The sequence below is a fragment of the Clostridium sp. AF34-10BH genome (assembly GCF_003478095.1).
In the GTDB taxonomy this organism is placed as follows: domain Bacteria; phylum Bacillota; class Clostridia; order Lachnospirales; family Lachnospiraceae; genus Acetatifactor; species Acetatifactor acetigignens.
Genome location: NZ_QUEC01000024.1, coordinates 1 through 26,019, shown reverse-complemented (window position 1 = coordinate 26,019; position 26,019 = coordinate 1). Strand labels below are relative to the sequence as shown.

The following is a 26,019-nucleotide window of genomic DNA, read 5'->3' as shown; positions in this document are numbered from 1 at the left end:
AAAACCCGGAATACATGATGACCTATATTCCGGGTTTTTTATTATAGTGTCTAACGCTTATTCATAAATCACAAATTTCTCATTTTCAAAAGTCTTCTCATATCCGTACGCATCCATGAAATCCCCGATCAGCAAAAGCTTCGGATTATCCACGATCAGGCTGCGCTCTTTTTCCGTGGGCTGTAATGCTTCCAGGGCATCCTCTCCCGCTTCCAGATACACAGCATATTTTTTCTCTAACAGTATCACCGGACGGTAAGTCGCATCCGCGTCCATCCGCTCCTGCATCTTATGCATATCCTCTTCCAGCTGTGCGATCTGATAGGAATCCAGATCCGGCCAGGGATTGAACGCTGCAGGCATCTGTAAATAATAAGACAGCGCCGGGATCTGTCCGTAGATCAGTACATCTCTTCCGGCAAGTCCCCGTTCATTCACATACTCTGAGATCCCCTGCATCCATCCGGCCCGTTCCTCGCTCATCCACACACCTTTTAATGTCTCATTATTCGTCACCTGCGCATCGATGTCCTGTATGCCGGTACCTTCGGCAAATGCAAAGTTTCTGCCGAACAGTCCTACCTGGACAAAGAACAACAGAAAGAAAGCGCCCAAGAGACATTTTACCGGCATAGCAGATATGGTGATCCGCTTCCACCGAAAGCTGCCAACATATTTGCAGAACCTGTAGAACTGCCAGTACATATAGGGCAATGCCAGAAACAGATTGTTCATGCTGGGGTATAGCTTGTTGTTACTGCCCAGGGAAGTGATCCATACGATCAGGAAGATCAGTCCGCTGATCAGCTTTTCTTCCTTCGGCGCGGAGGGCGTAAATATCCGCCACAGGGTCACCAGCAGAGTCAATGTCAAAAACGTCACTCCGGGCCAGATAATGGCACCGTAATTCGTATATTCTCTGGCACAGAAGCCCTGGCGGTACAGCCAGAACACCATCACAGCCGCCAGTGCGATACTTCCCGCCCATTCCAGGATCCGCAGAACCTTTGTTACTGTATCTTTTCTCACGTAGGAGCCGATGAGTTCCAATACTCCCACAGTGACAATCCCCACTACAAAGAACACGCACATCCGGATCTCCCAGTACAGATTCTGAAAATACCAGTCGAACATGCCCATGATCATGGATGCAGCCGTATAGTCCGTTGCCACCTCCGTCATGGAAAACAGTCGCAGAATGCCCTTCACATATTCATCCATGCCGTAGCAGATCTGGATATAACCGAATAATACTAGCAGTGCCGTCAGATACCCCGCCAGACACATGCCGGTATCCTGTAATAATTTCTTACGGAGTTTCACCCCCGCTGCCTTTTTCCGCGCTTTTATTTTTTCCGCAGTTTCTGTCGTCTCCCCAGCCTGACCGAGACTCTTTCCAATCTCTTTGCGCGCTTCCAGCCAGCAGATGATTCCGTAAGCCCACACGCCCACGATCATGGCCGCCTCCGGCAGATTGGAGAATCGGGACAGCACATTACAGCCCAGCGCTACTCCGGCGGCAAACAGCCACCCCTTTTTCCCCCGGGCAAGGCCAAGATACAGACAGACCACCGATACCAGATAGAACACGTAGGTCACATAATTGTAAAAAGAGCCCGTGGGGCACCAGCAGAAGCTCACCGCCGTAAATTCTCCCAGGAATACCAGAAGTGCCGGGATCTTCAGTACTTTCGTGCAGAAATAATACCCAAGCACCGCCAGCAGACTGATACTCAGTCCGGTATAAAAGTTCATGCCGATCAAAGTCCCGGCCCCGGGCAGCAAACTGAAAAAATGTCCGATGGCTGTGGTCAGATAGGTGGAAAACAGCCACATGGGATCCATATGCTGCGTCCCCATATATTCAAAGTTCGCATAGCCGTAACCGGTATCCCACAGATCCAGTCCCCAGGCAATATGCCGCAGAGGATACAGCACCAGGATTGCCACGAATACAAATTCCCAGAGACGTCTCTGACTGTCAATACCCGCTTTTTTATTTTTTATTATCTCTGTCACTCCATTACCTCTCTTTTGAACATAGTATCTACGTCCCGTATTTTCTCTGTCAGACTGCGATAGGGACGGATATGCAGGAATATCTTATGCAGTCCGTCGCAGATAGCTTTCCGCACAAAATCCACCAGAATTCCCAGTACAAATACTACCACAACAACAAGTACCGTCCACAACAGCAACGGCAGTACACCGTCGATTTGCTCCACACCAAGCCACTTCTGCCAGGCATAGCGCACACCCAGATTTTCATGCAGCAGATACACTCCCAGCGTATAGGGCGCGATCCTCACCGCCACACTGCCGATCTTTCCCTGTATGCTGCTGTCCAAAAACAGGCAGAACAGCCCCAGTGAAGCCAGAAACGGGAAAATATGGTTATACTCATACGGAATCTTCAGGATCAGCTCCAGACTGCCTGTTTTCAAATAAAACAGGTGCAAAAGCATGGCTTCTCCAAAGGTTCCGAAGATACCGATCAGATACAACAATAATGCCCGGGATTTTTTCTGTAAAAACGGGATTCCAAATCGGCGCAGGTAAGCCGCCGCGCAGAATACACACAGATACCAGAGACAATCATAGCCTTTACCGTCTTCTTCCAGCCGGAAGGGCAGCACAGATTTTAACAGGCAGAAGGTGACAAACAGCAATACTAATGCCACCTGAAACTGCTGCTTCGTCATCCGCCGCAGTCCCATTCCCACAAAGGGGAGCAATATATATAAGAAAAGATACGCTGTCAGGAACCAGTAATGTCCCATAGTCACCGGGAACAACAGGGTCAGATAATAGTGAGTGCTGACTTCCGCCGCGGGAACGATCCCAGTCACCACCGCCAGCACACCGATGCCCACAGAATACAGCCACAGCTGCAGCCACAGTGTAAGCAGCCTGCTCAGTTTAAAAGAGCTTTCGCATAAAAAGTATCCGCTGATCATCATATACACATTCACAGCTACAATGCAGAATGCTTCCAACAGCCAGGCTACCATATCCTGCACCGATAAAGGCGCCGTCAGATCCGGCAACAGTCCTCCCTTGCCCAGATAGTGCAGCACCACGACCATCATCATTGCCACACAGCGCAGTACTTCCAGATTTGCCATACGTTCTTTTTTCTGCATATCGATTCCCGTTTCCTTCCTGCCATTGCTTCGTGCTACGCACTACCACAATTCTACCCAAGGTCTTTCACCCACTTATGAGCAAGCTCATGTGGGCTTAGACCTTTTGACCCTGGTATCATTATATTACTTTGTAACATATTATGTAAAGCAAAAGCGATTCCGCCCAGATTCTGCCTGATAAAGATGTTAATTTAGGAAATCGTTTTCATATTGATGTAGATATTTGTGTAAAACTTTGGTAAAATGCATCTATCAATACTAATCTGCATCGGAGGTGTCTGTTTTGACAAAAAATACCAAGAAAAACCCTATTCCTCTCTGGAAGCGGATACGCTTTAAGCTGATCTTCGCTTTTCTGATCCCTGTGGTCTTCATCATTGTCTTAGGCTTCGTATCCTATCAGAAGGCTACCACTCAGATCATTGCAACCTACCGTGACTCCGTAGACCAGACCGTCAGCATGATGAATCAGTACCTGACGCTTTCTTTTGACACGGTCCAGTCCAACTACAAGGGATATATGAATGAGGATACCCTGAAGCAGTATCTGAACGGTCTGTATGATAACGATGCCACTACCTTGTACAATACTCCAAACACCTATGAAGACACCTTTATCAAAGCCGTGACCACGGATGCCCTGCTCTCCAATATTTACGTGCTCTCCGACAAAGAGCGGACGATCTCTACCACGAAAACGAAGGAGACCGGTCTCTTAAGTGCGTACCTGGAAAGCTCCCAGGGGCAGATTTTATCTGCGGACAGGGCAAAATATTACCTTTTCGGCAACCAGTCCGAGGTCGATGCAAAGCTTGGCACGGATTCCTCCAAATACAGTGTCCGCCTCGCCAGATATTTCTCCAACGCTCCGGCGATCCTGATCATTGATTTCAAACCGAGTGTCCTGGATACCTCCTTATCCTCCCTGGATGGCGGTGAGGGCAGTCTCGTAGGCTTTGTCACCTGCGATGGCAACGAATACCTCTCCTCCCGGTCCGATACAGCGGCAGAAAATACGTTTGTCGGCAAATCCTATGTAGATGAAGCATTTGCCTCTGAGGAAGACAACGGCTCCTCCTATGTGGAAGAGGCAGGCGACGAATATCTTTTTCTCTATTCCAAGATCGGTGCCCGTAATGCCATGATCTGTGCCCTGATCCCTCAGGCAAATATCATCGGTCAGACAGCGGAGATTAAAAATGTATCTCTGATCCTTGTCGTTGCAGCAAGTGCCGTGGCGATCCTACTAGGGTCTCTGCTGGCCGGACAGTATGGCGGCTCCATCTACTATTTTATCCGCCGGCTGAAAAAAGTCTCTGACGGAGATCTGACGATCGAAGTCCACTCCAAGCGCAATGACGAATTCCAGCTATTAGCTGATGGCATCTGTGATATGATCGCACACATGAAGAAGCTGGTATCCGGGCTGAAGGATGTCAATGAAGAATTATCCCGGGCTGCCACCGATATGTCTGCGGCTTCCTCACATTTCCTGGCGACCTCCCAGGATATCCAGAATCAGGTAGGCGAAATGCGCCAGGGTATCGAAAAACTGGATGAAAGCTCTGAGGACTGCCTGCAGCAGATGGACTCTCTGTCCGACACCATCGGCAGCGTATCCTCACATTCTGACCAGATCAGTGCGCTTGCCACCGGCACCACCGCTGCGATCCATACCGGTATCGAATCCGTGGAACATCTGAAGGAGAACACCTCTTCCACCATGCAGATCACCTCCAACATCGTAGATACCATCGGCAGGCTGAACGAGAAATCCAAAGCCATCGGCTCCATCACTGAAGCCATTAATGAGATTGCAGAGCAGACCAACCTCCTGTCCCTTAACGCTTCCATTGAAGCTGCCAGAGCCGGCGAATCCGGAAGAGGCTTCGCAGTGGTCGCTCAGGAGATCCAGAAGCTGGCGGATCAGTCCCTGCACTCCTCCGGTGAAATCTCCAGGATCATCGAAGAGATTGAGATTACCACTGACGAAGCTACGCAGGTTGCCAGACAGGCCGAGGGCATTGTAGCGGATCAGAACCAGTCCGTTGGCAGTACCACAGACTCCTTCCGTGAGATAGATTCCAAGGTAACAGAGCTTCTGAAATTCCTGCAGCAGATCAATGCAGGCGTGTCGGAAATGGAACACCAGCGCACCACTACCCTGTCTGCCATCTCCGGTATCTCCGCAGTATCCGCAGAAACTGCTGCCGGGTCCTCCAATGTACAGACTGCTGCCGAAAAACAGCTGCAGGCTATTCAGGATCTGGACAAAGCTACCTCCGCACTGGCAGCCCGCTCAGAAGAGCTGACTACGATTCTGGAAGGTTTCATTGTATAGAAATGGCTATACACCCTGGAGAAAATATGTTATACTGATAACATCTTTTGACAAAGAAATTCTTAGGAAAATACATATAGAGAGGTAATCTTATGAGCAAAAAAAGAGTTGTCGTATCTCTGGGACATGATGCCCTGGGCTATACCACTACCGAGCAGTGGGATGCGGTAAAAGTAACCGCAAAAGCACTGGCAGATCTGGTGGAGGCTGATTATCAGCTGACCATCACCCACAGTAACGGTCCGCAGGTCAGCATGATCCACAAGGCCATGACAGAGCTGCGTCGTGTCTACATCGATTATACCCCCGCACCTATGTGTGTCTGCTCCGCTATGAGTCAGGGTTATGTTGGCTACGATATCCAGAACTCTCTCCGGGCAGAGCTGCTGGACCGCGGTATCTCCAAGCCGGTCAGCACTATCCTCACCCAGGTAACCGTAGACCCTTATGACGAGGCTTTCTATGAGCCCACCAAGGTCATCGGCCGTTATATGTCCAAAGAGGATGCTGAGATTGAGGTGAAAAAGGGCAACTATGTCAAGGAGGATCCCGGCAAGGGCTTCCGCCGTGTAGTTGCAGCTCCCAAGCCCATTGATATTGTAGAGATTGAAGCCATCCGTGCTCTGGCAGCCGCAGATCAGGTCGTTATCGCCTGCGGTGGAGGCGGAATTCCCGTCATCGAGCAGAAGCATGCCCTGAAGGGTGCTTCCGCTGTCATTGAGAAAGATGCCATCGCCGGTAAGCTGGCTTCCGACTTAAACTGTGATGAGCTGATCATCCTGACCAGTGTTCCCTGCGTTTATAAAAATTACAGCAAAGAGGATCAGACTGCATTGGAGACTCTCACCGTTGCGGAAGCCAAGACACTGATGGCAGAAGGTCAGTTCGAGGAAGGCACCATGCTTCCCAAGATCGAGGCAGCCATTGCTTATCTGGAGAAGGTTCCAGCAGGAAAGGTCCTGATCACTTCCATGGATCACGTCAAGGATGCCATCAGGGGCAAGGCCGGCACCGTGATCACCGCTTAATTTTATATCGGAAGCAGTTAAGGCAACACAAAAGGAGATATCCGCCACGGATACCTCCTTTTTACATGTCATGATTCTAATATCTCTGGGTTATATATCTCTGATCTCTATGCTTCCTTTCCGGTCAGATGGTTCGACAGGATATTATACAATGTCTTCGGGTTGATGGGCTTGGACAAGTGATAGTTCATTCCGGCCTCCAGTATCTTTTTCTTCTCCTCTTCAAAGGCATCCGCTGTCATGGCAATGATAAGCACCGTTTTGCAATCTCCACCACACATCCGGCTTTTTCCAGGATCAGCTGGGCCACATAAATGTTGATCTCGTTATCTTCCACCAGTAAAATTCTGGCATCCATCAGATTCTCCGTGATGTTTTCCTCGGAACGCTCCTGGGAGAACGGATCGTACAGGTGCGGCAGGAACTCCGGACTCATTCCGATACCGTTATCCCTCACACGAAACCGGATTCCCACCTTGTCATCCTACTTCATTTCTACACCACAGATACAATACCAACATTTTCCTTTTCGTTCTGCATACCATGCCATACTTAACTTATACTCTCCCTCTAAATAATTGCTATCTCTGTATAGATGTACTTCTGTAATAAACATTCCTAGGCCAGCCATCTACAACAAACTGATCGGCAAATTTATAGCCTGTACTCTCTATGCTACATACAGACGGAGTATTATTAGGATGAGCACAACACCAAATAGTATCATAACCCATCTGTCTAGCTTCTCTTATAGTAGCATCCATGAAGCTCTTCTGTATACCATTACCTCTATATTCCATATCAACCACAACGAGTTCATGACACATAATTTTATTGCCAGGAATTTCCATCCAATCAGTAATAGACTTAGAGAAGAACAAACCACCTTCAAATGCAAAGCTTGCTGCAATAAGCTTATCTTTATTATATGATGCCAGGGTCAAAAGGTCTAAGCCCACATGAGCTTGCTCATAGGTGGGTGAAAGACCTTAGGCCCCGCCCCGATATGAGCATAAAAGTGGGATGATAATCCCACGATATGCGAATATTGGGTAGGATTGTGGGAGTGCGTAGCATGGAACAATCCGTAGGCATCAAAGTCGGGGGCTTTTGACCCCGACATCATTATATACGCCTAATAAGATATAATCACCATCCAAACATTCCTGTATAGTTCTTTCATCTGTAGGATAATAATATTCATCATGCAGCAAAGTCTTATTAACTTCATCCTGTAATTTAATAACAGGTTTCAAGTCTCTTTTTGGTTTCTTTATCTCAATCCTTCTTATTGATAAATCAAAATATTGACTCATATGAAACCTCCATTTACTCCGGCTTTTTTACTCGTATTTTTCCAGATAGAAGGAATACAGGATCCTCTCTTTCACGGGCAGCTGCATCAGCTTCGTCAGTGCCTCCTCATAGTATTGGATCTGGACGCTGTAGCGGTTCCAGAGGGCTTGCAGGGAATCGATCACATCGGTCTTGTAGTCCAGCAGGACGATCTCTCCGTTTTCTATAAAGAAGACATCGATGATACCCTGAATGAGAACCTTTTCCCCTTCAGGAAGGTCCTGATCCAGGCGCTTCGCATCAATGCCCAGCACGAAGGGCTGCTCTCTGTACAAAAGGCCCTGTTCGAAAGCTCTCCACATGCGGTAGGCCAGCTCCTGTTCCAGAAAATGCCGGATTTTGGGAAGGCTTACGGCCTGCGCATACTCCTCTGTCAGTCGTAGGGAAGCTGTCTCCCGCTGCAGGAATTCCTTCAGACGTACCTGTAACCGGTCCGTATCCAGGCCCTGACGGTATTCCTCATAAGTCCCAGGGCATCCGGCAAATAGTCCGGATTCCATAAACAGATAAGAAAAGTCCAACAGTTCCATGGTCCGGTGGAACGCGTTACCGCGGACGGCTCCGCTGACCTTTTCCTGTTCTCTGCGGAAAGCCGGGATATAAGGCACCACTTCTTTTTCTTCGAAGGTATGAAATGCCGCTTCATCCTTCTCCGCCATGGCCGCAATCTTCAGTTCCGATACCGTGGTCTTGGTATAGAGCTTCTGCAGGCCGGGATACGGATAGGCATAGGCAAATCGCTCCCGCAGTTTCGCAAGCTTTCGTTCGTTCTCCTCCGGGTCCCCAGGCAAAGGAGTCTCGCCGTCCGTCACACGCTGCAACAGTTCCCTGCGGTCTCCCATGCGCAGTTGTTCCCTGATCTCCTCTGCCACCAGGTCTTCTGTTCCCAGCGTTGTTACTGCAATTCCTGTCTTAGGCAGGATCGGCAGCAGAAAATCCATATAGCTCCCCGCCTCACAGAAATCCAGATAGGTCAGCTTCTCCTGTCCTGTCATCCGGGACAGCTCCCATTTTTCCTCCGCCTTATCCAACACCGCTGTCAGGATCAGTTTTTCTCTGGCACGGGTCAGTGCCACGTAAAGCACACGCAGTTCCTCCGCCAGATTGTCCTCCTTCATTTTCGCTGACAGAACGGCCCGGCGGAGGGTCTTATTTTTAATGCGGCGGCCGGAATCCACATAGTCCACCGCTACTCCCAGATCCATATCCACGATCAGAGACTGGTTCGCATCCTGCATGTTGAAACGCTTCGACAGCCCGGAGACAAATACCACGGGGAATTCCAGACCTTTACTCTTGTGGATGCTCATGATCCGCACCACATCGGCATTTTCGTCCAGGGTATCCGCCTCACCGTAATCCACATCGTATTTTTCCAACTGTTCCATATAACGGATGAAATGGAACAGTCCAAAATAACTGGTCTTCTCAAAAGCAGAAGCCTTCGTCAGCAGCATCTCCACGTTGGCCCGGCGCTTGCTGCCAGCAGGAAGTGCCGTCACATAGTTCAGATAATCGTAATCGTCCAGGATCCGCTGCAGCAGGTCGCGGATGGAGGTGAAGGGAGTCAGATCACGGTAATGATCAATACGTTGTAAGAAAGTATCTGCCTTTTGGGAAAGTTCTGTCTCCGGTTCCATGTCCTCCGGTACTGTTGCAGCTTCCAATGCGCGCTGCCAGTACTGTCCGGCCCCGGCGGTTTCTTCCCCGGCGCTTTCGCCCGCTGATGCCTCTTCTCCCGCTTCCGCCATCCGTCCACTCTGCGCCACTTCTTTCAATGCCTCATACAGTGTCATTCTCTTCCGGGAATGCCCTTTGCTTCCGCTGCGGATCCGGGCGATCTCTTCCTGGGTAAAGCCTCCGAAGATCGACTGCATCACGCTGAACAGCGGAATATCCTGTCTCGGGTTGTCCAGCACTCGTAAAAACTGCAGCAGTTCCTGTACTTCCAGGGCCCCGAAATATCCGGTCTTGGATGTAATGTAGACAGGGATTCCCTGCTGTTCCAGTACTTTCTTGAATTCCTCATCCCAGCCACTGGTGGTACGAAGCAAAATCACCATATCCGAGTACCGCACCGGGCGCAATTCTCCCGTAGCCTTCTCCATGACTTTCAGACTGCCCTTCAGCTGCTTGATACGTGCCGCAATAGCCAGTGCTTCCAGCTGTCTTACGTTGTCATAGTCCACGGGACCTCTTGCCCCGTCGGGACGCTGTTCTCCGCTGCCGCCTTCCGCACCATCCCCCTTCTCCGGCTTACGGATCAGTAATAGTTCACTGCCGTATGCAGGATCCTCTGTGGCGGGATATGTGGCCCCGGGATACAATGCTGCCTTATCATCATAGGCAATGCCACCGATCTCCCGGCTCATGATGCGGGAAAACACATCGTTTACCGCATCCACCACCTGCACACGGCTTCGGAAGTTCTTCGCCAGGTCGATCCGGCACAGATCCCCACTCTCCTGATAGGTGTCGTATTTTTCCAGGAAAAGTTCCGGTCTGGCCAGACGGAATTTATAAATACTCTGCTTCACATCACCTACCATGAAGCGGTTATAATGTCCCTCCGCTTCCCCGGAGATGGCACTTAACAGATATTCCTGTACCAGATTACTGTCCTGGTATTCGTCAATGAGGATCTCCTGAAAATACTGGCGATACTCCAATGCCACGTCACTTGGCACAATGTCATATTTCACACCGGTGCTATCCATTCCTGTATCACCGGTGCTGTCCGTCCCTGCATCGCCGGTCTCTTCCACTTTTTCCCGTTTTAGCAGAATCTGTAATGCATAGTGCTCCATGTCGGAAAAGTCGATCAGATGTCGCTCCTGTTTGGCCGCAAGAAGCCTTCTGTCGAATTCCAGCACCAGGTTAAGCAGCATCCGGAGCGGCTCCCTGCAGGCTTTTCCCTGTTCCACCACCAACTCTAACGGTGTCTTGAAATATTGTTCCGTCAGATCCGCCAGCGTGTCTTTTACGCTATTACGGATGGATTTCGCCAGCTCCCGTTTGGCGGGATCCACGCTCTCATCCTTCTTGGAAGAAAGACGGCCGAAAGTCACTGCTGGAACCTTTGCTGCCTGTTCCTTCAAATCCTTGCAGGCAGCCAGGCGTTCCAGCTGTTCGCTCTCCGCTTCTGTCAGTTCTCCATACATATATGGACCGTCCGGCAGCTCACACAGCTTTTTCACTTCCACCAGTTTTTCCAGACACCCTTGCAGGACACGGCTCACACGCTCTGCCAGATATTGTCCGTAATCACTGTGCAGCAGGGCATCCAGATCTCCCGCCGCATAATCGTTTTTACGCTCTTCCAGCCATTCTGCAGGCCAGGGAAAACTTCCGGCATAGCGGGACAGGTTCAGGATATGCTGTTCCAGCACGCTCTCTCTGCCGCCGGGGCAGAAATATTCCACACAGGCGTGGAAACGTTCCCGTGCCTCCCGGGATGGGTCCCCGCTGTCACGTTTTCCCGGAACCTCTTCCGCAAAATCATTCCCTGACGCTTCCTTCGGTATCATCGCTCCGCTGTCACGGTTTTCCCGGGACGTCGGAACATCATCCGGAACAAATTTCCCCGCATAGGCATCCTCCAGCAGCTGTCCCAACACCTCCTGCTGCAACAGCTTGATCTCACCCTCGTCTGCCACACGGAAATCCGGATCCAGACCGATCTCATTAAAATGATTCCGGATCAGGAACAGGCTGAAGCTGTCGATCGTGGTGATCTGGGCATTGTGTAACAGGGCGGACTGCTTCTGGATATGGTCATTCCCCGGATCCGCTTCCAGTCTGGCGGCGATCCCGGCTGCGATACGCTCCCGCATCTCCGCAGCCGCCGCATTGGTGAAAGTCACGATCAACAGGCGGTCAATGTCCGCCGGATGCTCCCCCTCACAGATCATACGGATGATACGCTCTACCAGTACCGCCGTCTTACCGCTTCCCGCGGCCGCCGATACCAGAATGTTGCTGTTATGCAGTTCGATTACCTTTTGCTGTTCCGGGGTAAAATTCATTCCCATACGCTACCTCTGTTCCTGTTTCTTTTCTCCTGTTGCCGTCCTGTTCCTCCGGGCAGCGGGTGCTTTCTCTTCGAGCTTCCTGTCAGGCACACACTCCCGCCGGGCACCCTTTGCCCTAAGCTTCCACGGTCTTCTGCATCCGCTGCATCAGCGCCTGCTTATCCAGATCTTCCAGCTGTCTCTTCTCATAGCCCGGAATACTGCCATCGAAACCGCAGACCTTTTTATAGGCGCAATAAGTACAAGCCTCTTCATTGCCTTTCTCATAGGGATTGGCTGCTATTTTTCCGTCCAGGATCTCCCGTCCGATGCTGCGGATCTTGGCATCTACATAAGAAGATATCAGCTGCATCTCCTCCCGGCTTAAGACACCGGATCTGGCACTGAAGCTTCCATCCTTTTTCTTCTCCACCGGAATGACCACAGACTTATCCTGCATATAGCGGTCCAGCCGCTCCACGACCTCAGGATCACTGTTTACTACACCGTTCATACGAAGCTTTGCAAGGATCTGTTCATTGATCTGCTCATCCGTGAGTTCCACCGGTGTCTCTATGGTGGGATCATCGATGTGATAATACAGAAGTGCCGCCGGAACGATCTCCTTGTCCGGATGCTTTCGGCTCTCCATCTCCATGGCTGCATTCATATATACCACCAGCTGCAACTGCAGACCGTAATACAATGCCGCCAGATCAAATTTCCGGTTGCCGGACTTATAATCAATGACCTTGACGTAGACATGCTCTGCATCTTCCGACACATCGATACGATCGATCCGTCCCTGCAAATGCATCTTCTCGTCCTCAGACAGATCCACATGAATGCTGTCCAGATCCTCCGCAAACCGGAAAGAAAGTTCATAATCATCTGGCTGGAAACTGCCCTGTTTCAAATGTTTCTGCAAGGTCAGCACTGTGCGGGTCAGGATCCTGCTCATGCGGGTAATGGCATATTCATTCCGCGCAGAGCTGTATAATACCGTCTCCCCGTAGGTTGCCGCATAGGCTTCCACGGATTCTTTGACGGCTTTGGCTGCAAAATCCTCCGTAAAATCCCACCATGTCAGGTTGGATTCTGCAAGTTTTCCTGCAAAGTTTTCCAGTACTGCATGATATACCGTACCCATATCCGAAACCTCGAAGCCGAATTCTTCCCGTTCCTGCAGGGAAAGACCATATTGCAAAAAGTGTCTGCAGGCACAGGCAGCATAAGCTTCCAGACGGCTGACACTGTTTTCCAGCTGCTGTCCGTACAATGCTCTGGCCACGATCCGGGACAGACCGCTCTCCCTGTATCTGCGGAATGCCGCCCGGGTCAGCAGGTCTCTGCCCGCCGCATCCGCCTCGTAGGCACGGTACATGAGATAGAAGTCCTGCCTCTCTTCTTCCGGCAGGGTTCCTTCCACATATTCCCGCAGTTCCTCCGCCAGATATCTGGCACCTTCCTGTCTGCCCTCGATCTGTTCCAGGCGGCTGCGGTTCTGGGGATACTCCACGCTCATTGCCGGGAACAGCTTCCGCACCGTATCGATCAGGTAGGACGGTCTTATGCCCTTTCCTTCACTGTTTACCTTGGCATAGGACAGATACAGCTGTTCTGAGGGCTTGGTCATATTCAGATACAGATATAATCTCTGGATATACATCTGCTGTCTAGGGCTGGGTGCCATCTCCGTCCCGGATTCAATCAGGAATTCCCGATCCATATCCGAAATGATCCCGCCCTTGGAAGCATTTTTCGGAATACTTCCGTCATTGACTCCCAGGAAAAACAATACCTTCACCTGTTTCAGACGGGTTCGCTCCATATCGCCCACCACGATACGATCCACGTTCTGAGGGATCGTACCGACAGTGATCTCGCCGAAACCGGCCTCTAAAATATCCGCAAATTCCTGTCTGGAGATTTCTTCCTCTCCCAACAGTTCATAGACCTGATCCAGCAGATCCATGACCAGCCGGTAAATCTGTGCATACTCTCTGGCTCTGGATAAGTCTCCCTCTTTTTCAAACTGCTGCTGATAGTTCAAAAGCTTTTGCTGCACCTGATTCTGTTCCAGGAAATCGTACAGATGGCTGACATAGTCTCCAGCCTTTTCCTGGCTTCCCATGTGCAGAATCTCCACCGCATCCATGAACTGTTGCCGGATACGATTCAGACGCTCCAAGGTCTTCTCTTCCGCCTGTTCGCTCCCCTCCGCATTTCCCTGCAGTTCTTCCGTTCTGCGGGTAAACAGACGGCTATAGGTCCGATAGCCTCTCGCCCCGGTGCGGATCACATAATTTTCCAGCTCATCAATCTCTTCTCTGGAAATATCCGCCATGCCGCTGCGCAGAAAATGAAACACCGTATCATAGGAAAAATCCTTAATATACAGCTGCAATGCGCTCTTGATATATTCGATCATGGGATTCAGCACGATCCCTCTGGTACGGTCCAGGAAACATGGGATCTCCAGCTGTCCGAATTCTGTTTCCACATAGGAAGCGTATCCTTCCAGATCTCCGATGACCACGGCAATGTCCCGGTAGGTCATCCCCTGCTCTCTGATCAGGTGCCGGATGTACAGCGCTGTCTGGTGGACTTCCTCTCTGGGGGAAAGGGCTTCAAACATATGGATCTCCTGCTGTTCTCCCGCATACGGTTCATACTGATACCGGAACAGATTCTGTTCCAGATAGTGTAATGCCGGTGCCTTGGCGAAGCGATTGGGCCCCCCCTTGACAAAGAGATCCTCTCCCCGCTCTACCTCTGCCTCCGCTGCCAGCTTTTCCAGATCCGCCACCGTCTTCTTGCTCAGATGGAACAGCTTCTGTTCACCATCCATTTTATACGGATCCTCTCCCACTCCAATGGTCACGGTAACGATGGTCTCTGCGCACACGCGCATCAGTTCCTGGATCAGCCGGTTCTGTATGGGAGTAAATCCCGTAAAGCCGTCAAACACCACTACACTGCCCTTTAAGATCTTTGATTTGGACAGGGATCTGCGCAGTACATCCAGTGTCTCCTCGGTGGTGATAAAATGATCCCTGATATAATCCTGAAAGCCCCGGTACAGAGTCTTTAAGTCTTTCAGTTTCATGGCCAGCGCGCCACGCTTCTGTGCACTGGTGATCAGCTTGTCCATATCCTGTGTGCTGATACCGTATTGCATGAACTCGGAGATCGCACTTTTCACCTCATGGATATAGCCCTGCTTGTGCAGGAGACTTCCCATGGCCGGAAGCTGTTCCTTCAGATCCGCCGCCACTTTTTGCAGCACCAGGCTTTTGCCGGTGTCATCCAGTACCGGCATCTCTTTGGTCCCCACTTCCTCCAGAATGCGGTGGCTGAGTCGGCCGAAGCTCAGGACATCGATATTCAGGATGCCATCCCGGTCACTGCGCATGACCAGATCCTTCTGGGTCTGCATGGTGAACTGATCCGGCACAATGATCAGGAAATTCCTGCCCGGTTCCTCTGCCGCCCGCTGCATGATCTCTTCATAGATTCTGTGGCTTTTGCCCGACCCGGAAGGGCCAAAACAGAAACGTAAGCTCATAAGTCTCCTCCGTTATGCTGTCCGTTTATTTCAGATCCAGTTCAATGGGACAATGATCCGATCCCAAAATTTCCGTGTGGATCTTCGCATCCGCCAGCCGGTCTTTCAGACACTCCGATACCACGAAATAATCAATTCTCCATCCGGCATTTTTTGCTCTCGCCTGGAACATATAAGACCACCAGGAATACACCCCGGTCAGGTCCGGATAAAAATAGCGGAACGTATCGATAAATCCGTTCTCCAGTACCTTCGAAAAGCAGGCTCTCTCTTCATCAGTGAAGCCCGCATTGCCACGGTTGGTCTTCGCATTTTTCAGGTCGATTTCCTGATGCGCCACGTTCAGGTCTCCCGCATAGATCACCGGCTTTTTCTCTTCCAGCTTCTTAAGATACGCCAGGAAATCCGCTTCCCACTGCATGCGGTATTCCAGTCTCGTCAGCTCTCTCTGGGCATTCGGTACATAGACTGTCACAAAATAGAACTCCGAATACTCTGCAGTGATCACCCGGCCCTCATGGTCGTGTTCCTCCACGCCGATGCCGTAAGTCACCTGTATGGGCTCTTCCTTTGTAAAAATTGCAGTGCCGGAATAGCCCTTTTTCTCTGCGTAATTCCAATACTGATGATATCCGGGCAGATCCAGTGCGATCTGTCCCTCCTGCAATTTTGTCTCCTGTAAGCAGAAAATATCTGCATCCGTTTCCTGAAAGAAATCCAGAAATCCCTTCTGCATGCAGGCTCTCAGCCCGTTCACATTCCATGAGATCAGTTTCATATTTTCCCTACCTCTTTCCTGATTTGTCTTATGCCATCTTATCCCGGTCATAATTTTTATCCGCTTTTCTGTCATCTATTCGTTCTATCCGCCGTGCTTTTCCATCCATTCACATTCCTTCCGGGCAGCCTTCAGAGACGCTTCGTACCCTTTCAGGATCTCCATAAGTCTCTGTACATCGATGATGCCGCTGGCTTTATTTTCCGGGTGATCCATCCATGGATGCTGTTTTTCTGGCGGATAAATATTTTCTATGGTATTTTCCCCGATCCGATACCATTTCTTCTGATAGCAGATCGTGTTGTCCGCCGGGTTTAAAAAGGTTTCCAGTTCCGTCAGTGGATAGGTCTCTGCCGGTGTACGAGGATTACCTTCCAGACCTCTCACGGCAGTGACCTTCACAGTCCCACCCTCCGGTACTACACACAGCCACATGGGCTCTGCCGGTTTTTTCCATAATTTATCCAGTATAAAGTTCAACGGTCCCAGTAACAGGATCGTCATGAAAACCGCCAGCGCTCCCGTCAGTTCCGGAATCCAGTCACCCCACAACAGCATCTGGAACAGCAGATGGTCACTCTCCCGCACACCCCAGACCTTCATCACTACCAGCACGGTTGCTACCATATAGATCAGTATAGTGATCAGGGCAAACGGCATCAGTACTTTTTCTTTTTTCATGCCCCATGCGGCATAAGCCTTGCATTCATCGTCCGTAAAAAGCACGGGCAGTTCATAGCTCTCTGTCATGCTCCGCTTCTCCCTCTTTTGCTATTCTCCGAGAATAATATGCAGGAACCGCTTGTCCAGCATCAACGTCCGGTTCCAGGGATTCAGGATCACACCCTCGATACCATCGGCAGTCAACGTCATGCGGAACAGCTGCTCCATATCCGTGAGAAAAGTGGACATTACGCTGCCGCTTCCCTTTAATTCTTCCTCAAATCCGGTGAAGGCCGACCACCATTTTTTCCCATCGGAGGTCTGCACCGCCTGCAGGCGCATGGCAGTTCCGGCGGCCTGTGTCACCGCTTCCTGCACATCTGCTGAGGGCGGTTCCACCGCCACGATAAGCTGTCCCTGCTCCCGCATACGTCTGCGCACCACCGTCAGAGCATGCGCCAGAAGTTCTTCTGTCGGCTCCTGCTGTAATGCCAGAATTGCCTCCTCTATTTTCTCATTTCCCTGTAAACCTTTATCTTTCTTTTCGTCCATAACCGTAATGTTGTCCTTTTTAATTGTAGTCGTTAAATCACTTCATCCTATTTCCCATGTCCCTTGCGCAATCTTGTATGCAATCTGTCGAATTCCATAAGAGCCACAGGCAACACAGCTCATGCCTATGCCCATCATACCATAAATGCCTCCGCAATTCCACTCACGTTTCCCTCCAGAAGCCGTCTTTTCCTTGACAGTGGGGATATTCGTTGCTAACATGAACCTGAGCGTTTGATGCTTAGAAATGAGGATAATTATGGATACTTTTGACCCGAAGCACATTTACAGCGATGCCGCAAAGCTGGCTCGTCTGAAAGATAAAAAGCTTTTCCTGTTCGATATCGACGGCACCATTGCCGTAGGCGATACCTTGTATGCGGGAAGTGCGGATCTTCTCCGCTACATTCAGGCCATCGGCGGCAGGGCTTATTACATTACCAACAATTCCACAAAAAGCGGACTGGACTATGTGAAAAAATTCCACGATGCATTTCACCTAGACAGCACGGAGGATCATTTCATCACCTCCGGCTATATGACGCTGCGTTTTTTGAAGGAGAATTATGCAGACAAGAAAATCTTCGTGCTGGGAACCGCTTCTTTTGTGGCGGAACTGCGAAAGAATGGCCTCTTGGTAACCGAGGTCTGCGAGGACGGCATTGACTGCGTGGTCGTTGCCTATGACAGTGAATTAAATTATGCAAAACTTACCGAAGTCTGCAAGGTTTTATTCACCCAGGATGTTCCTTTCTACGGCACCAACCCGGATTTGCGCTGCCCCATCGACTTCGGCTTTATCCCCGATTGCGGTGCCATCTGCGACATGATCACCGCCACCACAGACAAACAGCCCATCTATCTGGGCAAGCCCAGCAAAGAGGTCGTAAAGCTTTGCCTTGAAGTCTCCGGCTTCACTCCCGAGGAGACTCTGGTGGTTGGCGATCGTCTGTACACCGATATTGCCTGCGGCATCAACGGTGGTGTGGACACCTGTGTTCTCTTCACCGGCGAGGCACAAAAAAAGGATATTCTGACTCCAGAGGGGGAGCCGAATACCCAATATCTGCCGGACTATGCTTTTGAAAATGTGCAGGAATTATTAAATGCCTGCCAGGGTGAAATAAATTTTAAATAGCTCTCTTCACGACACCGATTCCCAACGGATAAGGTCCGGTGTGTACGCCAATGGTGGCACCGATCTGGAAGATGGGAATGGTGTCGATGTCGTATCCCTTTTCTTTCAGTCTGCCTGCCAGTCTGTCGCGGAACTCTACGGCTTCTTCATAATCGTAGCCATATCCCACGCAGACGTTGTAATTGGCAATATCTGCCTTTTCCTCTGCAAAATATGCTAACAGCAGATCGATATTTTTATCTACCGTCTTGCGACGGCTTCTGCCGATACCGGAGGGGAAGATTTCTCCCTCTTTTAAGGTAATGATGGGCTTGATGCCAAGCAGGCTGCCGGCCACGCTGGCTACTTTGCCGATACGTCCGCCGTGCTTTAAATATTCCATATTTCCTACGGTGAAAAAGATTCTGCCGGAGCTCTTGATCTCATTCAGGCGGTCGATACTCTCCTGGTAACTCTTCCCCGCATCTCTAAGGCGTACCGCTTCCAATACATAGATGCCCTGCAATACGGTATTCACAGTAGAGTCGCAGACATAAATCTGTACATTGGGATATTCCTCTTCCAGGATCGCTTTTGCATTCAGAGCAGACTGCATGGAGCCGCTGAACTTGGTTGTGATACAGATGCAGATGATGGGAATTCCCGCCTTGACAAAAGGAAGAAATGCATCTACATAATCCTGCACGGAAGGCATGGAAGACTTCGGATATACATCCGGGTGATCCACCATTTCCTGATAGAACTCACGGACACCGATCTCTATCATTTCCTTCTGGTATTTCCCCTCTTCAAAAGATACATAAAAAGGAACTACCGTAATGTCTTTTTCTTTGGTCAGCTCCATGGGAAGATCACAGGAACCGTCTGATATAATATGAAATGCTTCGCTCATTCTCGCATACACCTTTCTACTTGTTTGCAGAGTTTAGCTTACCACGTTGTGGAGTAAAAAGCAATGAGTTTTTGTTATTATATTTCATTTCGTGGTGTTTTATGCTGTTTTATGTAGTTTTTATAACTATATGTATGAAAAATCCGAATTACGCGATATTTGTCGATGAAAGTTTGTCAACCGACATACGGCATTCGTTGACAATGGGCAGTTCTCTCGATATACTTGAGTTGTTAACCATTCATTCCCCCGGTTAACATTTTCTGCAGGAATGACCCCCTTTCATTCTTTGCAAACCCAAAAAACAGCCCGGCAGGATCTCCTGTCGGGCTGCGTTATTGTCTTCTATTATTCCTATCTTTATATGGAGTAATCCAGATTCTCCAGGCGCTTGTTCCGTCGTTCCACCAGATCCGCAATGGTGACTCCGTCCACTACCTTGTTCACTGCATCATACAATTCCTGCCATACCTCCAGAGTCTCACAGGTATCACATCGTTCGCAGATGTCAGCGCCTTCCTCCAGACATGCCACCGGGGCCAGTGAGCCTTCCGTCAGTCGTAAGATCATTCCTACGGTAAAATCTGCCGGATCCTTGGCAATACGATAACCGCCCTGGGCACCACGGACGCTTTTTACATAACCTGCCTTGTTCAAAACAGCAATGATCTGCTCCAGATACTTTTCGGAAATCCCCTGTCTGGCAGCAATTTCTTTTACCTTGATACACTCTCCGTTGTTGTTCAATGCCAGATCCAGCATGACACGTACTGCATATCTTCCTTTGGTTGAAATTTTCATCCTATCCTCATTTCCGAGCATCTTCCTGCTCTGTTTCACTTTTAATATCAGCCTGCTTATTCCAAAGCAGTTCAAAACTGCTCCGATCTTTCTATGGTTTCCACAGATTCTACCTTATTTTTTCTTTATTTTTCTTTTTCCTATAGTTCATATAGGATTTGTGGAAACAACAGAAAAATCTGGAGAGCATCCACTCGAATGCTGTTCGGAAAAATCTCCTCCCATTCCTCGGAATGCTCTCCGGATTTTCGCATTACTTTACTGGCACTTCACCTTACTTGTAAGGGATAACGCCACCGTTATAATTGTCGTTGATGAACTGCTTGATCTCATCGGACTTCAGGGTATCTACCAGTGCCTTGATCTTAGGCAGATTCTCGTTGCCTTCCTTAACAGCGATTACATTTACATAAGTAGCGGCTGCTTCGGAATCATCGCTCTCATACAGCAGAGCATCGTCTGCAACAGTCAGGCCTGCTTCCATAGCATAGTTGCCGTTCAGGACACCGAAGGATACCTCTGGAAGGGTTCTGGGAACCTGTGCTGCTTCCAGCTCTACGAAGGTGATGTTGTGAGGGTTCTCTACGATATCCTTGGTAGTAGCAGTCAGACCCACACCATCCTTCAGGGTGATGTAACCGTTATCCTGTAACAGTAACAGAGCACGTGCCTCATTGGTGGTATCGTTGGGTACTGCGATAGTTGCATTGTCAATGTTGTCTAAGCTGGTCTCAGTTCCGGGATACAGTCCGAAGGGCTCGTAATGGATATCGCCGGCATTTACCAGATGGGTACCTTTCTCCTCGTTGAAGCTCTCCAGATAAGGGATATGCTGGAAGTAGTTAGCATCGAACTCACCGGACTCTACTACTTCATTGGGCTGTACATAATCATCAAATACCTGAACCTCCAGAGTATAACCCTGCTCCTCTAACAGAGGCTTTGCTGCCTCCAGGATCTCTGCATGAGGTACTGCAGTTGCAGCTACCTTAATGGTCTTGTCGTCGGCTCCCTTGCTGCCGCAGCCGGTCAGTGCGCTCACGGACAATGCTGCAACGGCGATCCAAGCGATTACTTTCTTTTTCATAATATTTCTCCTCCTAAATCATTCGTTCATAATATTAACTTTATTGAATCAGGTGATCTGCACCTGTCTCAACCTTTTATCAAACCATCTTATCTGGTTCTCTTGTCCAGCTTCTTGGATAACTTCATTCCAACATATTGCATCAGCTGTACCAGCACTATCAGCAATACCACAGTCACCCACATGATGCTGCTATCGTAACGGTAGTAACCGTAACGGATTGCGATATCACCCAGTCCGCCACCGCCGACGATGCCCGCCATAGCGGAGTATCCCAGGATCGTACCCAGAGCAATCGTTACATTGACGATCAGGGAAGTCTTTGCCTCTCCGATCATTACTTTCCAGATGATGGTCCAGAGGTTCGCTCCCATGCTCTGTGCCGCCTCAATAACGCCGTGATCCACTTCCAACAGAGAGGACTCTACCATTCTGGCTATAAACGGTGCCGCTGACAGTGTCAACGGAACGATCGTTGCGGTCGGTCCATAGCTTTTTCCTACGATGATCCGTGTCAACGGCTGAATCACGATCAGCAAAATCAAAAACGGAAAGCTTCGAACAACATTCACGACCACATCTAATACCTTATAAATAATCTTATTCGGTCGAAGTCCCTTCGGTGCGGTAATTACCAGGGCAATTCCCATCGGCAGTCCGAGCACATACCCCATAAACGTTGTTGCCAACGTCATGTACAAAGTAACAAAGATGCCTTCCACCACCATCATAGTCGTTGCATTATCCCACATAGTCTCTCAACTCCTCCACTTCCAGTTTTCTCTCCTGTAAATAATGAACCATCTTGTTCGCCGCCATTTCATCCTCCGGCAGCTGTAAGATCATCTGTCCATGGGCGATACCGCCGATGTCCTTGGTATCCGCTAACAGGATATTAACGGGAGCCTTGCACTCCAGCACCATATTGGCGATCACAGGTTCAAAAGAAGAATTCTCAGTGAAAACAATGCGGATGCAGCGTTTGCCGGACATTTCCTTTGCCTTGGGATCCACCATGAACACCAGCTTTCTTGCGGCTGCGGACTGGGGTCTGGAGAATACCTCCTCCACAGTACCGTGCTCTGCCAGTTCTCCGGCATCGATAATGGCTACATGGGAACAGATCTCCTGTACCACAGCCATCTCATGAGTGATGATCACGATGGTGATGCCATACTGTTTGTTGATGTCCTGTAATAATTTCAGGATCTCCTTGGTCGTCGTGGGATCCAGCGCACTGGTCGCCTCATCACACAGCAGGATCTTCGGCGTATTGGCAAGAGCTCTTGCGATTGCCACACGCTGCTTCTGTCCACCGGAGAGTTGGGAAGGATAAGCGTCTGCCTTTTCCTTCAGTCCTACGATCTCAAGCAGCTCCATGGCACGCTTTCTGGCTGCCTGTTTTTTCACACCCACGATCTCCATGGGGAAGCACACATTGTCGAGGACACTGCGCTGCATGAGCAGGTTAAAATGCTGAAAGATCATAGCGATGCCCGTCCGCACCTTGCGGAGTTCCGCCTCTGTCAAGGTCGAAAGATCCTGATCCTCTACCACAACAGTTCCGGTGGTGGGCTTCTCCAGGTAGTTCAGGCAACGCACCAGGGTAGACTTTCCGGCACCACTCATACCGATGATGCCATAGATATCTCCCTTGTTGATATCCAGGCTGATGCCCTTCAGGGCCTCTACCTGATTATCCTTACCTATAAAAGTTTTTGTTACATTCTTGATCTGAATGATCGGTTCCATAAGTTCCTCCATTCCAGGTTCGTGCTTTTAAGGGGGAGAAAAGCGCAAATTCCTTGAATTCCTAGTACCATGCCATACATTCTAACACAAGAATGCAAGTCTGTCCAGTTCTGCAAATTTCGTCTTAAGCTTCTGCAAACATCGGGGTGGACAGGTATCTGTCACCGGAATCGGGAAGCAATGCTACGACTGTTTTGCCTGCATTTTCAGGGCGTTTTGCGATCTGTGCTGCGGCATACAGAGCTGCGCCGGAGGTGATTCCTACCAGGATACCTTCCTTATGAGCGATGAGGCGGCCGGTGGTAAATGCCTGATCGGTAGTAACGGTAAAGATCTCATCATAAATGCCGGTATTCAGAACGGAAGGAACGAATCCTGCGCCGATACCCTGCAGCTTATGCGGTCCGGGCTGTCCGCCGGAAAGTACGGGAGAATCTGCAGGCTCTACTGCTACGATCTTCACATTGGGATTCTTGGATTTTAAATAAGTACCAATGCCGGTCACGGTTCCGCCGGTACCTACGCCTGCTACGAAGATGTCTACCTTGCCATCGGTGTCTTCCCAGATCTCGGGACCGGTGGTAGCTGCATGTGCAGCGGGGTTCGCGGGGTTATCAAACTGTCCGAGGATCACGGCTCCCGGGATGGATTTCTCCAGCTCTTCTGCCTTGGCAATGGCACCCTTCATGCCTTTGGCGCCTTCGGTCAGTACCAGTTCTGCGCCATAAGCTTTCAGGAGGTTACGACGTTCCACGCTCATGGTCTCGGGAAGGGTTAAAATGGTCCGGTAGCCCTTGGCAGCAGCCACACTTGCCAGACCGATACCGGTGTTGCCGGAGGTGGGCTCGATGATGGTGGAGCCTTCCTTTAAGATGCCCTTCTTCTCAGCATCCTCGATCATTGCCAGTGCGATTCTGTCCTTAACGCTTCCTGCGGGATTGAAATACTCCAGCTTTGCCAGAAGTTCTACACCTTCAATGTTCTGGTCTTTCAAGTAATTGTTTACTTTTAAAAGGGGTGTATGTCCGATCAGCTGGGTTGCGGATGTGTAAATCTTACTCATAATGAAATCCTCCTTATACTTGAAAATTGTGTTCGTTTTCTATTTCCTACTTATCTGATAGGGATGTTATGATTTTATACTATACTATTCCGCTAGGAATGTCAACAATTATTTTATATTTTTTTTGGAATTGTGCTAGAGGAGAGAAGATGGTATGATTTATACAATTAGTCCGTAGCCTCCATTGGGGCCAGGAGCCGCTTTTGCGTCTCCGTAGTCACAACAGCAGGTAAGAAACGCGGCACTCTCATACTTTAGTACGATGCGCTCATGTCGCAGAGCGTAGCGGTACATAAGCGTGAAAAGTACTTGCGCAATGTGTCCCTTAGGGCGCTATGATACCGACGTCTGCTTACGGCCTGCTTATTCTTACCTGCTGTCGTGACTACTGGGTTATTGTCATATTTTATGATACCAGGGTCAAAAGGTCTAATCCCATATGAGCTTGCTCATAAATGGGTGAAAGACCTTGGGACCCGCCCCGATATGAGCATAAAAGTGGGATGATAATCCCACGGTATGCGAATATTGGGTAGGGTGCTATGTGCCAGTGGCACATGTCTAGCACGGACCGAAGCGGAGCGGAGACGTGGGAGTGCGTAGCACGGAACAATCCGTAGGCATCAAAGTCGGGGGCTTTTGGCCCCGACATCATTTCAGGGAAATATTGTAACTCCCTTTTTACAAAAGTGTGTCTGATGCATATTAACTCATAATTATACGAAACACCACTTTTTATTCATTTTCTATTCATTTCTGGCTAATGAGTATTCATTTTTACTCTAAGTTGTCGTGCAATTTATTAGATTGGAATTTTGAAAGAGCCAGCACCTTGAGTGGACTGGCTCTTTCAATATCTCATGTAATTGACAAATTGGAATTGTTCTGCTTAGTTTGGCAACTCGCTTTCTTCAACGGGAACTGCCTCTAAGTCAGTGTTGCTCCAATAAGAGCTAATATCTGCACTTGTAAAGTATTCAAAATTATCTGTGGAAGATTTCAGATTGCCTGTCTTTACTCCATAGCAACCATAAATCAGTTCATAACTTGTTCCATCAGAAAGGTTAAATCTGAAACTGGTTATCTCTGCTCCAGCGGTTTCCTCTACTTCTTTGAGTTCCAAGGATAGCCCCTCAAACATATCATACAAGTTCTTTATGGTTTCTTCGGCAACAATGACCTTCTTTTCTGCTGACACAGGTGCTCCAACAAAGTGATACATTTCTATATTTTCAACATCACCTACCTCAAAAGGCAAATCAATATTGACTGTCTTGTTGTTGCACCCAACCAAGCCAAGCACACAAACCACTGCTAAAACTAATGCTATCAACTTTTTCATACAATCAACCTCCTTCGTCAAATTCCGATTGAGATTTCACCTGTTTTAAGAAATTTAATAACTGTTATATTTTGTTATCAAATTCTCCGCAATCCCTTGAAAACACTGGATTTGTCGCAGGTGAGCTTTCCCTTATTGTTTTCCTTGCTATGACAGTATTCACATGCCAAACACCCACCTATCTTCTTTTTGCATACATCCACCACATCAACGATATGTCCTGCACTCTCAGCTCCTTTCTTAAATGCATTAACCATATCTTTTGTACTTCCCTGTGGATGTGGACTTCCATTTAATACTAATATCTTCATTTCCATCACCTTATCTTTTTATTCTTCAATCTTAGTAAGAGTACTATTTTACAATCTGTTTCGCCCACTTTTGAATTTCGTTATCAGAAGTAATCTATTTTTCTTCATTAAAGCGTACATTGAGTCCCGCATGAACCGTTTTTTTAGACATAAACCAATAAAATATAACACAAAATGCTAAAGCAAACACA

22 protein-coding genes are annotated in these 26,019 nt (G+C 49.1%); 3 read left to right on the top strand and 19 right to left on the bottom strand.

What is annotated here, in order from left to right; genetic code table 11:
* Positions 1 to 57: 57 nt before the first annotated feature.
* On the bottom strand, positions 58 to 2,019 hold the full coding sequence (locus DWZ61_RS14415; protein WP_118539309.1) for a hypothetical protein: 1,962 nt from the start codon (positions 2,017 to 2,019) through the stop codon (positions 58 to 60).
* Entirely contained in the window at positions 2,016 to 3,143 is a 1,128-nt protein-coding gene (locus tag DWZ61_RS14410) for an acyltransferase (protein ID WP_118539307.1), read from the bottom strand. The genes DWZ61_RS14415 and DWZ61_RS14410 overlap by 4 nt, the downstream gene beginning before the upstream one ends.
* 286 nt (positions 3,144 to 3,429) lie before the next feature.
* On the opposite strand from DWZ61_RS14410, the gene DWZ61_RS14405 reads away from it, so the two are divergent.
* Positions 3,430 to 5,487, top strand: coding sequence for a methyl-accepting chemotaxis protein (locus DWZ61_RS14405; RefSeq protein WP_118539305.1), 2,058 nt, complete (start codon positions 3,430 to 3,432; stop codon positions 5,485 to 5,487).
* A gap of 92 nt (positions 5,488 to 5,579) precedes the next feature.
* A complete protein-coding gene (gene arcC, locus DWZ61_RS14400; RefSeq protein ID WP_118539303.1) occupies positions 5,580 to 6,515 on the top strand; it encodes a carbamate kinase in 936 nt (311 codons plus the stop codon).
* 107 nt (positions 6,516 to 6,622) lie between these two features.
* Here arcC and DWZ61_RS14395 read toward each other — a convergent pair whose 3' ends face one another.
* From DWZ61_RS14395 to DWZ61_RS14355, 9 genes are all read right to left on the bottom strand, one after another.
* Positions 6,623 to 6,772 (bottom strand): hypothetical protein, encoded by a 150-nt coding sequence (locus DWZ61_RS14395; RefSeq protein WP_182427098.1) that lies wholly within the window; start codon positions 6,770 to 6,772, stop codon positions 6,623 to 6,625.
* Positions 6,754 to 6,990: an ATP-binding protein gene (locus DWZ61_RS14390; RefSeq protein WP_118539299.1), complete on the bottom strand. Its 237-nt coding sequence runs from the start codon at positions 6,988 to 6,990 to the stop codon at positions 6,754 to 6,756. Before DWZ61_RS14390 ends, DWZ61_RS14395 begins: the two co-directional genes overlap by 19 nt.
* 106 nt (positions 6,991 to 7,096) lie before the next feature.
* Positions 7,097 to 7,474, bottom strand: coding sequence for a GNAT family N-acetyltransferase (locus tag DWZ61_RS14385; protein WP_118539297.1), 378 nt, complete (start codon positions 7,472 to 7,474; stop codon positions 7,097 to 7,099).
* Positions 7,475 to 7,609: 135 nt separating this feature from the next.
* Positions 7,610 to 7,831 carry a hypothetical protein gene (locus tag DWZ61_RS19785; RefSeq protein ID WP_118539295.1) on the bottom strand — a complete coding sequence of 74 codons (222 nt, stop codon included), beginning with the start codon at positions 7,829 to 7,831 and terminating at the stop codon, positions 7,610 to 7,612.
* Between the two features lie 27 nt (positions 7,832 to 7,858).
* Positions 7,859 to 11,902, bottom strand: coding sequence for a helicase-exonuclease AddAB subunit AddA (gene addA, locus DWZ61_RS14375; protein WP_118539293.1), 4,044 nt, complete (start codon positions 11,900 to 11,902; stop codon positions 7,859 to 7,861).
* A 115-nt stretch (positions 11,903 to 12,017) separates the two neighbouring features.
* Positions 12,018 to 15,449: a helicase-exonuclease AddAB subunit AddB gene (gene addB, locus DWZ61_RS14370; RefSeq protein ID WP_118539291.1), complete on the bottom strand. Its 3,432-nt coding sequence runs from the start codon at positions 15,447 to 15,449 to the stop codon at positions 12,018 to 12,020.
* Positions 15,450 to 15,474: 25 nt separating this feature from the next.
* Positions 15,475 to 16,227 carry an exodeoxyribonuclease III gene (locus DWZ61_RS14365; protein WP_022311792.1) on the bottom strand — a complete coding sequence of 251 codons (753 nt, stop codon included), beginning with the start codon at positions 16,225 to 16,227 and terminating at the stop codon, positions 15,475 to 15,477.
* Between the two features lie 84 nt (positions 16,228 to 16,311).
* Complete coding sequence (locus tag DWZ61_RS14360) at positions 16,312 to 16,977, bottom strand: hypothetical protein (RefSeq protein ID WP_022311794.1); 666 nt, start codon at positions 16,975 to 16,977, stop codon at positions 16,312 to 16,314.
* A gap of 21 nt (positions 16,978 to 16,998) precedes the next feature.
* Positions 16,999 to 17,442 carry an SseB family protein gene (locus tag DWZ61_RS14355; protein WP_022311795.1) on the bottom strand — a complete coding sequence of 148 codons (444 nt, stop codon included), beginning with the start codon at positions 17,440 to 17,442 and terminating at the stop codon, positions 16,999 to 17,001.
* A gap of 259 nt (positions 17,443 to 17,701) precedes the next feature.
* On the opposite strand from DWZ61_RS14355, the gene DWZ61_RS14350 reads away from it, so the two are divergent.
* Entirely contained in the window at positions 17,702 to 18,580 is an 879-nt protein-coding gene (locus DWZ61_RS14350; RefSeq protein WP_118539289.1) for an HAD-IIA family hydrolase, read from the top strand.
* Here the strand turns inward: DWZ61_RS14350 and DWZ61_RS14345 are convergent.
* The 8 genes from DWZ61_RS14345 to DWZ61_RS14305 all read right to left on the bottom strand — a co-directional run bounded on the left by DWZ61_RS14345 (position 18,573) and on the right by DWZ61_RS14305 (position 25,828).
* Complete coding sequence (locus DWZ61_RS14345; protein ID WP_118539287.1) at positions 18,573 to 19,472, bottom strand: DegV family protein; 900 nt, start codon at positions 19,470 to 19,472, stop codon at positions 18,573 to 18,575. The two genes, DWZ61_RS14350 and DWZ61_RS14345, sit on opposite strands and share 8 nt — an antisense overlap.
* 360 nt (positions 19,473 to 19,832) lie before the next feature.
* Positions 19,833 to 20,273, bottom strand: a complete 441-nt coding sequence (locus DWZ61_RS14340) for an Rrf2 family transcriptional regulator (RefSeq protein WP_022311798.1) — start codon at positions 20,271 to 20,273, stop codon at positions 19,833 to 19,835.
* A gap of 274 nt (positions 20,274 to 20,547) precedes the next feature.
* The gene (locus tag DWZ61_RS14335) at positions 20,548 to 21,360 is read right to left on the bottom strand and encodes a MetQ/NlpA family ABC transporter substrate-binding protein (RefSeq protein WP_118539285.1); all 813 of its coding nucleotides are present in this window, start codon (positions 21,358 to 21,360) and stop codon (positions 20,548 to 20,550) included.
* A gap of 89 nt (positions 21,361 to 21,449) precedes the next feature.
* The gene (locus DWZ61_RS14330; protein WP_118539283.1) at positions 21,450 to 22,112 is read right to left on the bottom strand and encodes a methionine ABC transporter permease; all 663 of its coding nucleotides are present in this window, start codon (positions 22,110 to 22,112) and stop codon (positions 21,450 to 21,452) included.
* Complete coding sequence (locus DWZ61_RS14325; RefSeq protein WP_118539281.1) at positions 22,102 to 23,112, bottom strand: ATP-binding cassette domain-containing protein; 1,011 nt, start codon at positions 23,110 to 23,112, stop codon at positions 22,102 to 22,104. The genes DWZ61_RS14330 and DWZ61_RS14325 overlap by 11 nt, the downstream gene beginning before the upstream one ends.
* Before the next feature lie 124 nt (positions 23,113 to 23,236).
* On the bottom strand, positions 23,237 to 24,175 hold the full coding sequence (gene cysK, locus DWZ61_RS14320; RefSeq protein ID WP_118539279.1) for a cysteine synthase A: 939 nt from the start codon (positions 24,173 to 24,175) through the stop codon (positions 23,237 to 23,239).
* A gap of 889 nt (positions 24,176 to 25,064) precedes the next feature.
* Positions 25,065 to 25,517 carry a hypothetical protein gene (locus DWZ61_RS14310; protein ID WP_117467023.1) on the bottom strand — a complete coding sequence of 151 codons (453 nt, stop codon included), beginning with the start codon at positions 25,515 to 25,517 and terminating at the stop codon, positions 25,065 to 25,067.
* Between the two features lie 77 nt (positions 25,518 to 25,594).
* Positions 25,595 to 25,828, bottom strand: a complete 234-nt coding sequence (locus tag DWZ61_RS14305) for an NAD(P)H-dependent oxidoreductase (protein WP_243026428.1) — start codon at positions 25,826 to 25,828, stop codon at positions 25,595 to 25,597.
* Positions 25,829 to 26,019: the final 191 nt, after the last annotated feature.

What these genes read in the sequence shown, in the direction of transcription:
- DWZ61_RS14410 (WP_118539307.1), bottom strand. Translation starts at nt 3,143, where the DNA reads ATGCAGAAAAAAGAACGTATGGCAAATCTGGAAGTACTGCGCTGTGTG.
- DWZ61_RS14305 (WP_243026428.1), bottom strand. Translation starts at nt 25,828, where the DNA reads ATGAAGATATTAGTATTAAATGGAAGTCCACATCCACAGGGAAGTACA.
- DWZ61_RS14325 (WP_118539281.1), bottom strand. Translation starts at nt 23,112, where the DNA reads ATGGAACCGATCATTCAGATCAAGAATGTAACAAAAACTTTTATAGGT.
- DWZ61_RS14365 (WP_022311792.1), bottom strand. Translation starts at nt 16,227, where the DNA reads ATGAAACTGATCTCATGGAATGTGAACGGGCTGAGAGCCTGCATGCAG.
- DWZ61_RS14355 (WP_022311795.1), bottom strand. Translation starts at nt 17,442, where the DNA reads ATGGACGAAAAGAAAGATAAAGGTTTACAGGGAAATGAGAAAATAGAG.
- DWZ61_RS14345 (WP_118539287.1), bottom strand. Translation starts at nt 19,472, where the DNA reads ATGAGCGAAGCATTTCATATTATATCAGACGGTTCCTGTGATCTTCCC.
- DWZ61_RS14360 (WP_022311794.1), bottom strand. Translation starts at nt 16,977, where the DNA reads ATGACAGAGAGCTATGAACTGCCCGTGCTTTTTACGGACGATGAATGC.
- addB (WP_118539291.1), bottom strand. Translation starts at nt 15,449, where the DNA reads ATGAGCTTACGTTTCTGTTTTGGCCCTTCCGGGTCGGGCAAAAGCCAC.
- DWZ61_RS19785 (WP_118539295.1), bottom strand. Translation starts at nt 7,831, where the DNA reads ATGAGTCAATATTTTGATTTATCAATAAGAAGGATTGAGATAAAGAAA.
- addA (WP_118539293.1), bottom strand. Translation starts at nt 11,902, where the DNA reads ATGGGAATGAATTTTACCCCGGAACAGCAAAAGGTAATCGAACTGCAT.
- DWZ61_RS14340 (WP_022311798.1), bottom strand. Translation starts at nt 20,273, where the DNA reads ATGAAAATTTCAACCAAAGGAAGATATGCAGTACGTGTCATGCTGGAT.
- arcC (WP_118539303.1), top strand. Translation starts at nt 5,580, where the DNA reads ATGAGCAAAAAAAGAGTTGTCGTATCTCTGGGACATGATGCCCTGGGC.
- DWZ61_RS14330 (WP_118539283.1), bottom strand. Translation starts at nt 22,112, where the DNA reads ATGTGGGATAATGCAACGACTATGATGGTGGTGGAAGGCATCTTTGTT.
- DWZ61_RS14350 (WP_118539289.1), top strand. Translation starts at nt 17,702, where the DNA reads ATGGATACTTTTGACCCGAAGCACATTTACAGCGATGCCGCAAAGCTG.
- cysK (WP_118539279.1), bottom strand. Translation starts at nt 24,175, where the DNA reads ATGAGTAAGATTTACACATCCGCAACCCAGCTGATCGGACATACACCC.
- DWZ61_RS14335 (WP_118539285.1), bottom strand. Translation starts at nt 21,360, where the DNA reads ATGAAAAAGAAAGTAATCGCTTGGATCGCCGTTGCAGCATTGTCCGTG.
- DWZ61_RS14310 (WP_117467023.1), bottom strand. Translation starts at nt 25,517, where the DNA reads ATGAAAAAGTTGATAGCATTAGTTTTAGCAGTGGTTTGTGTGCTTGGC.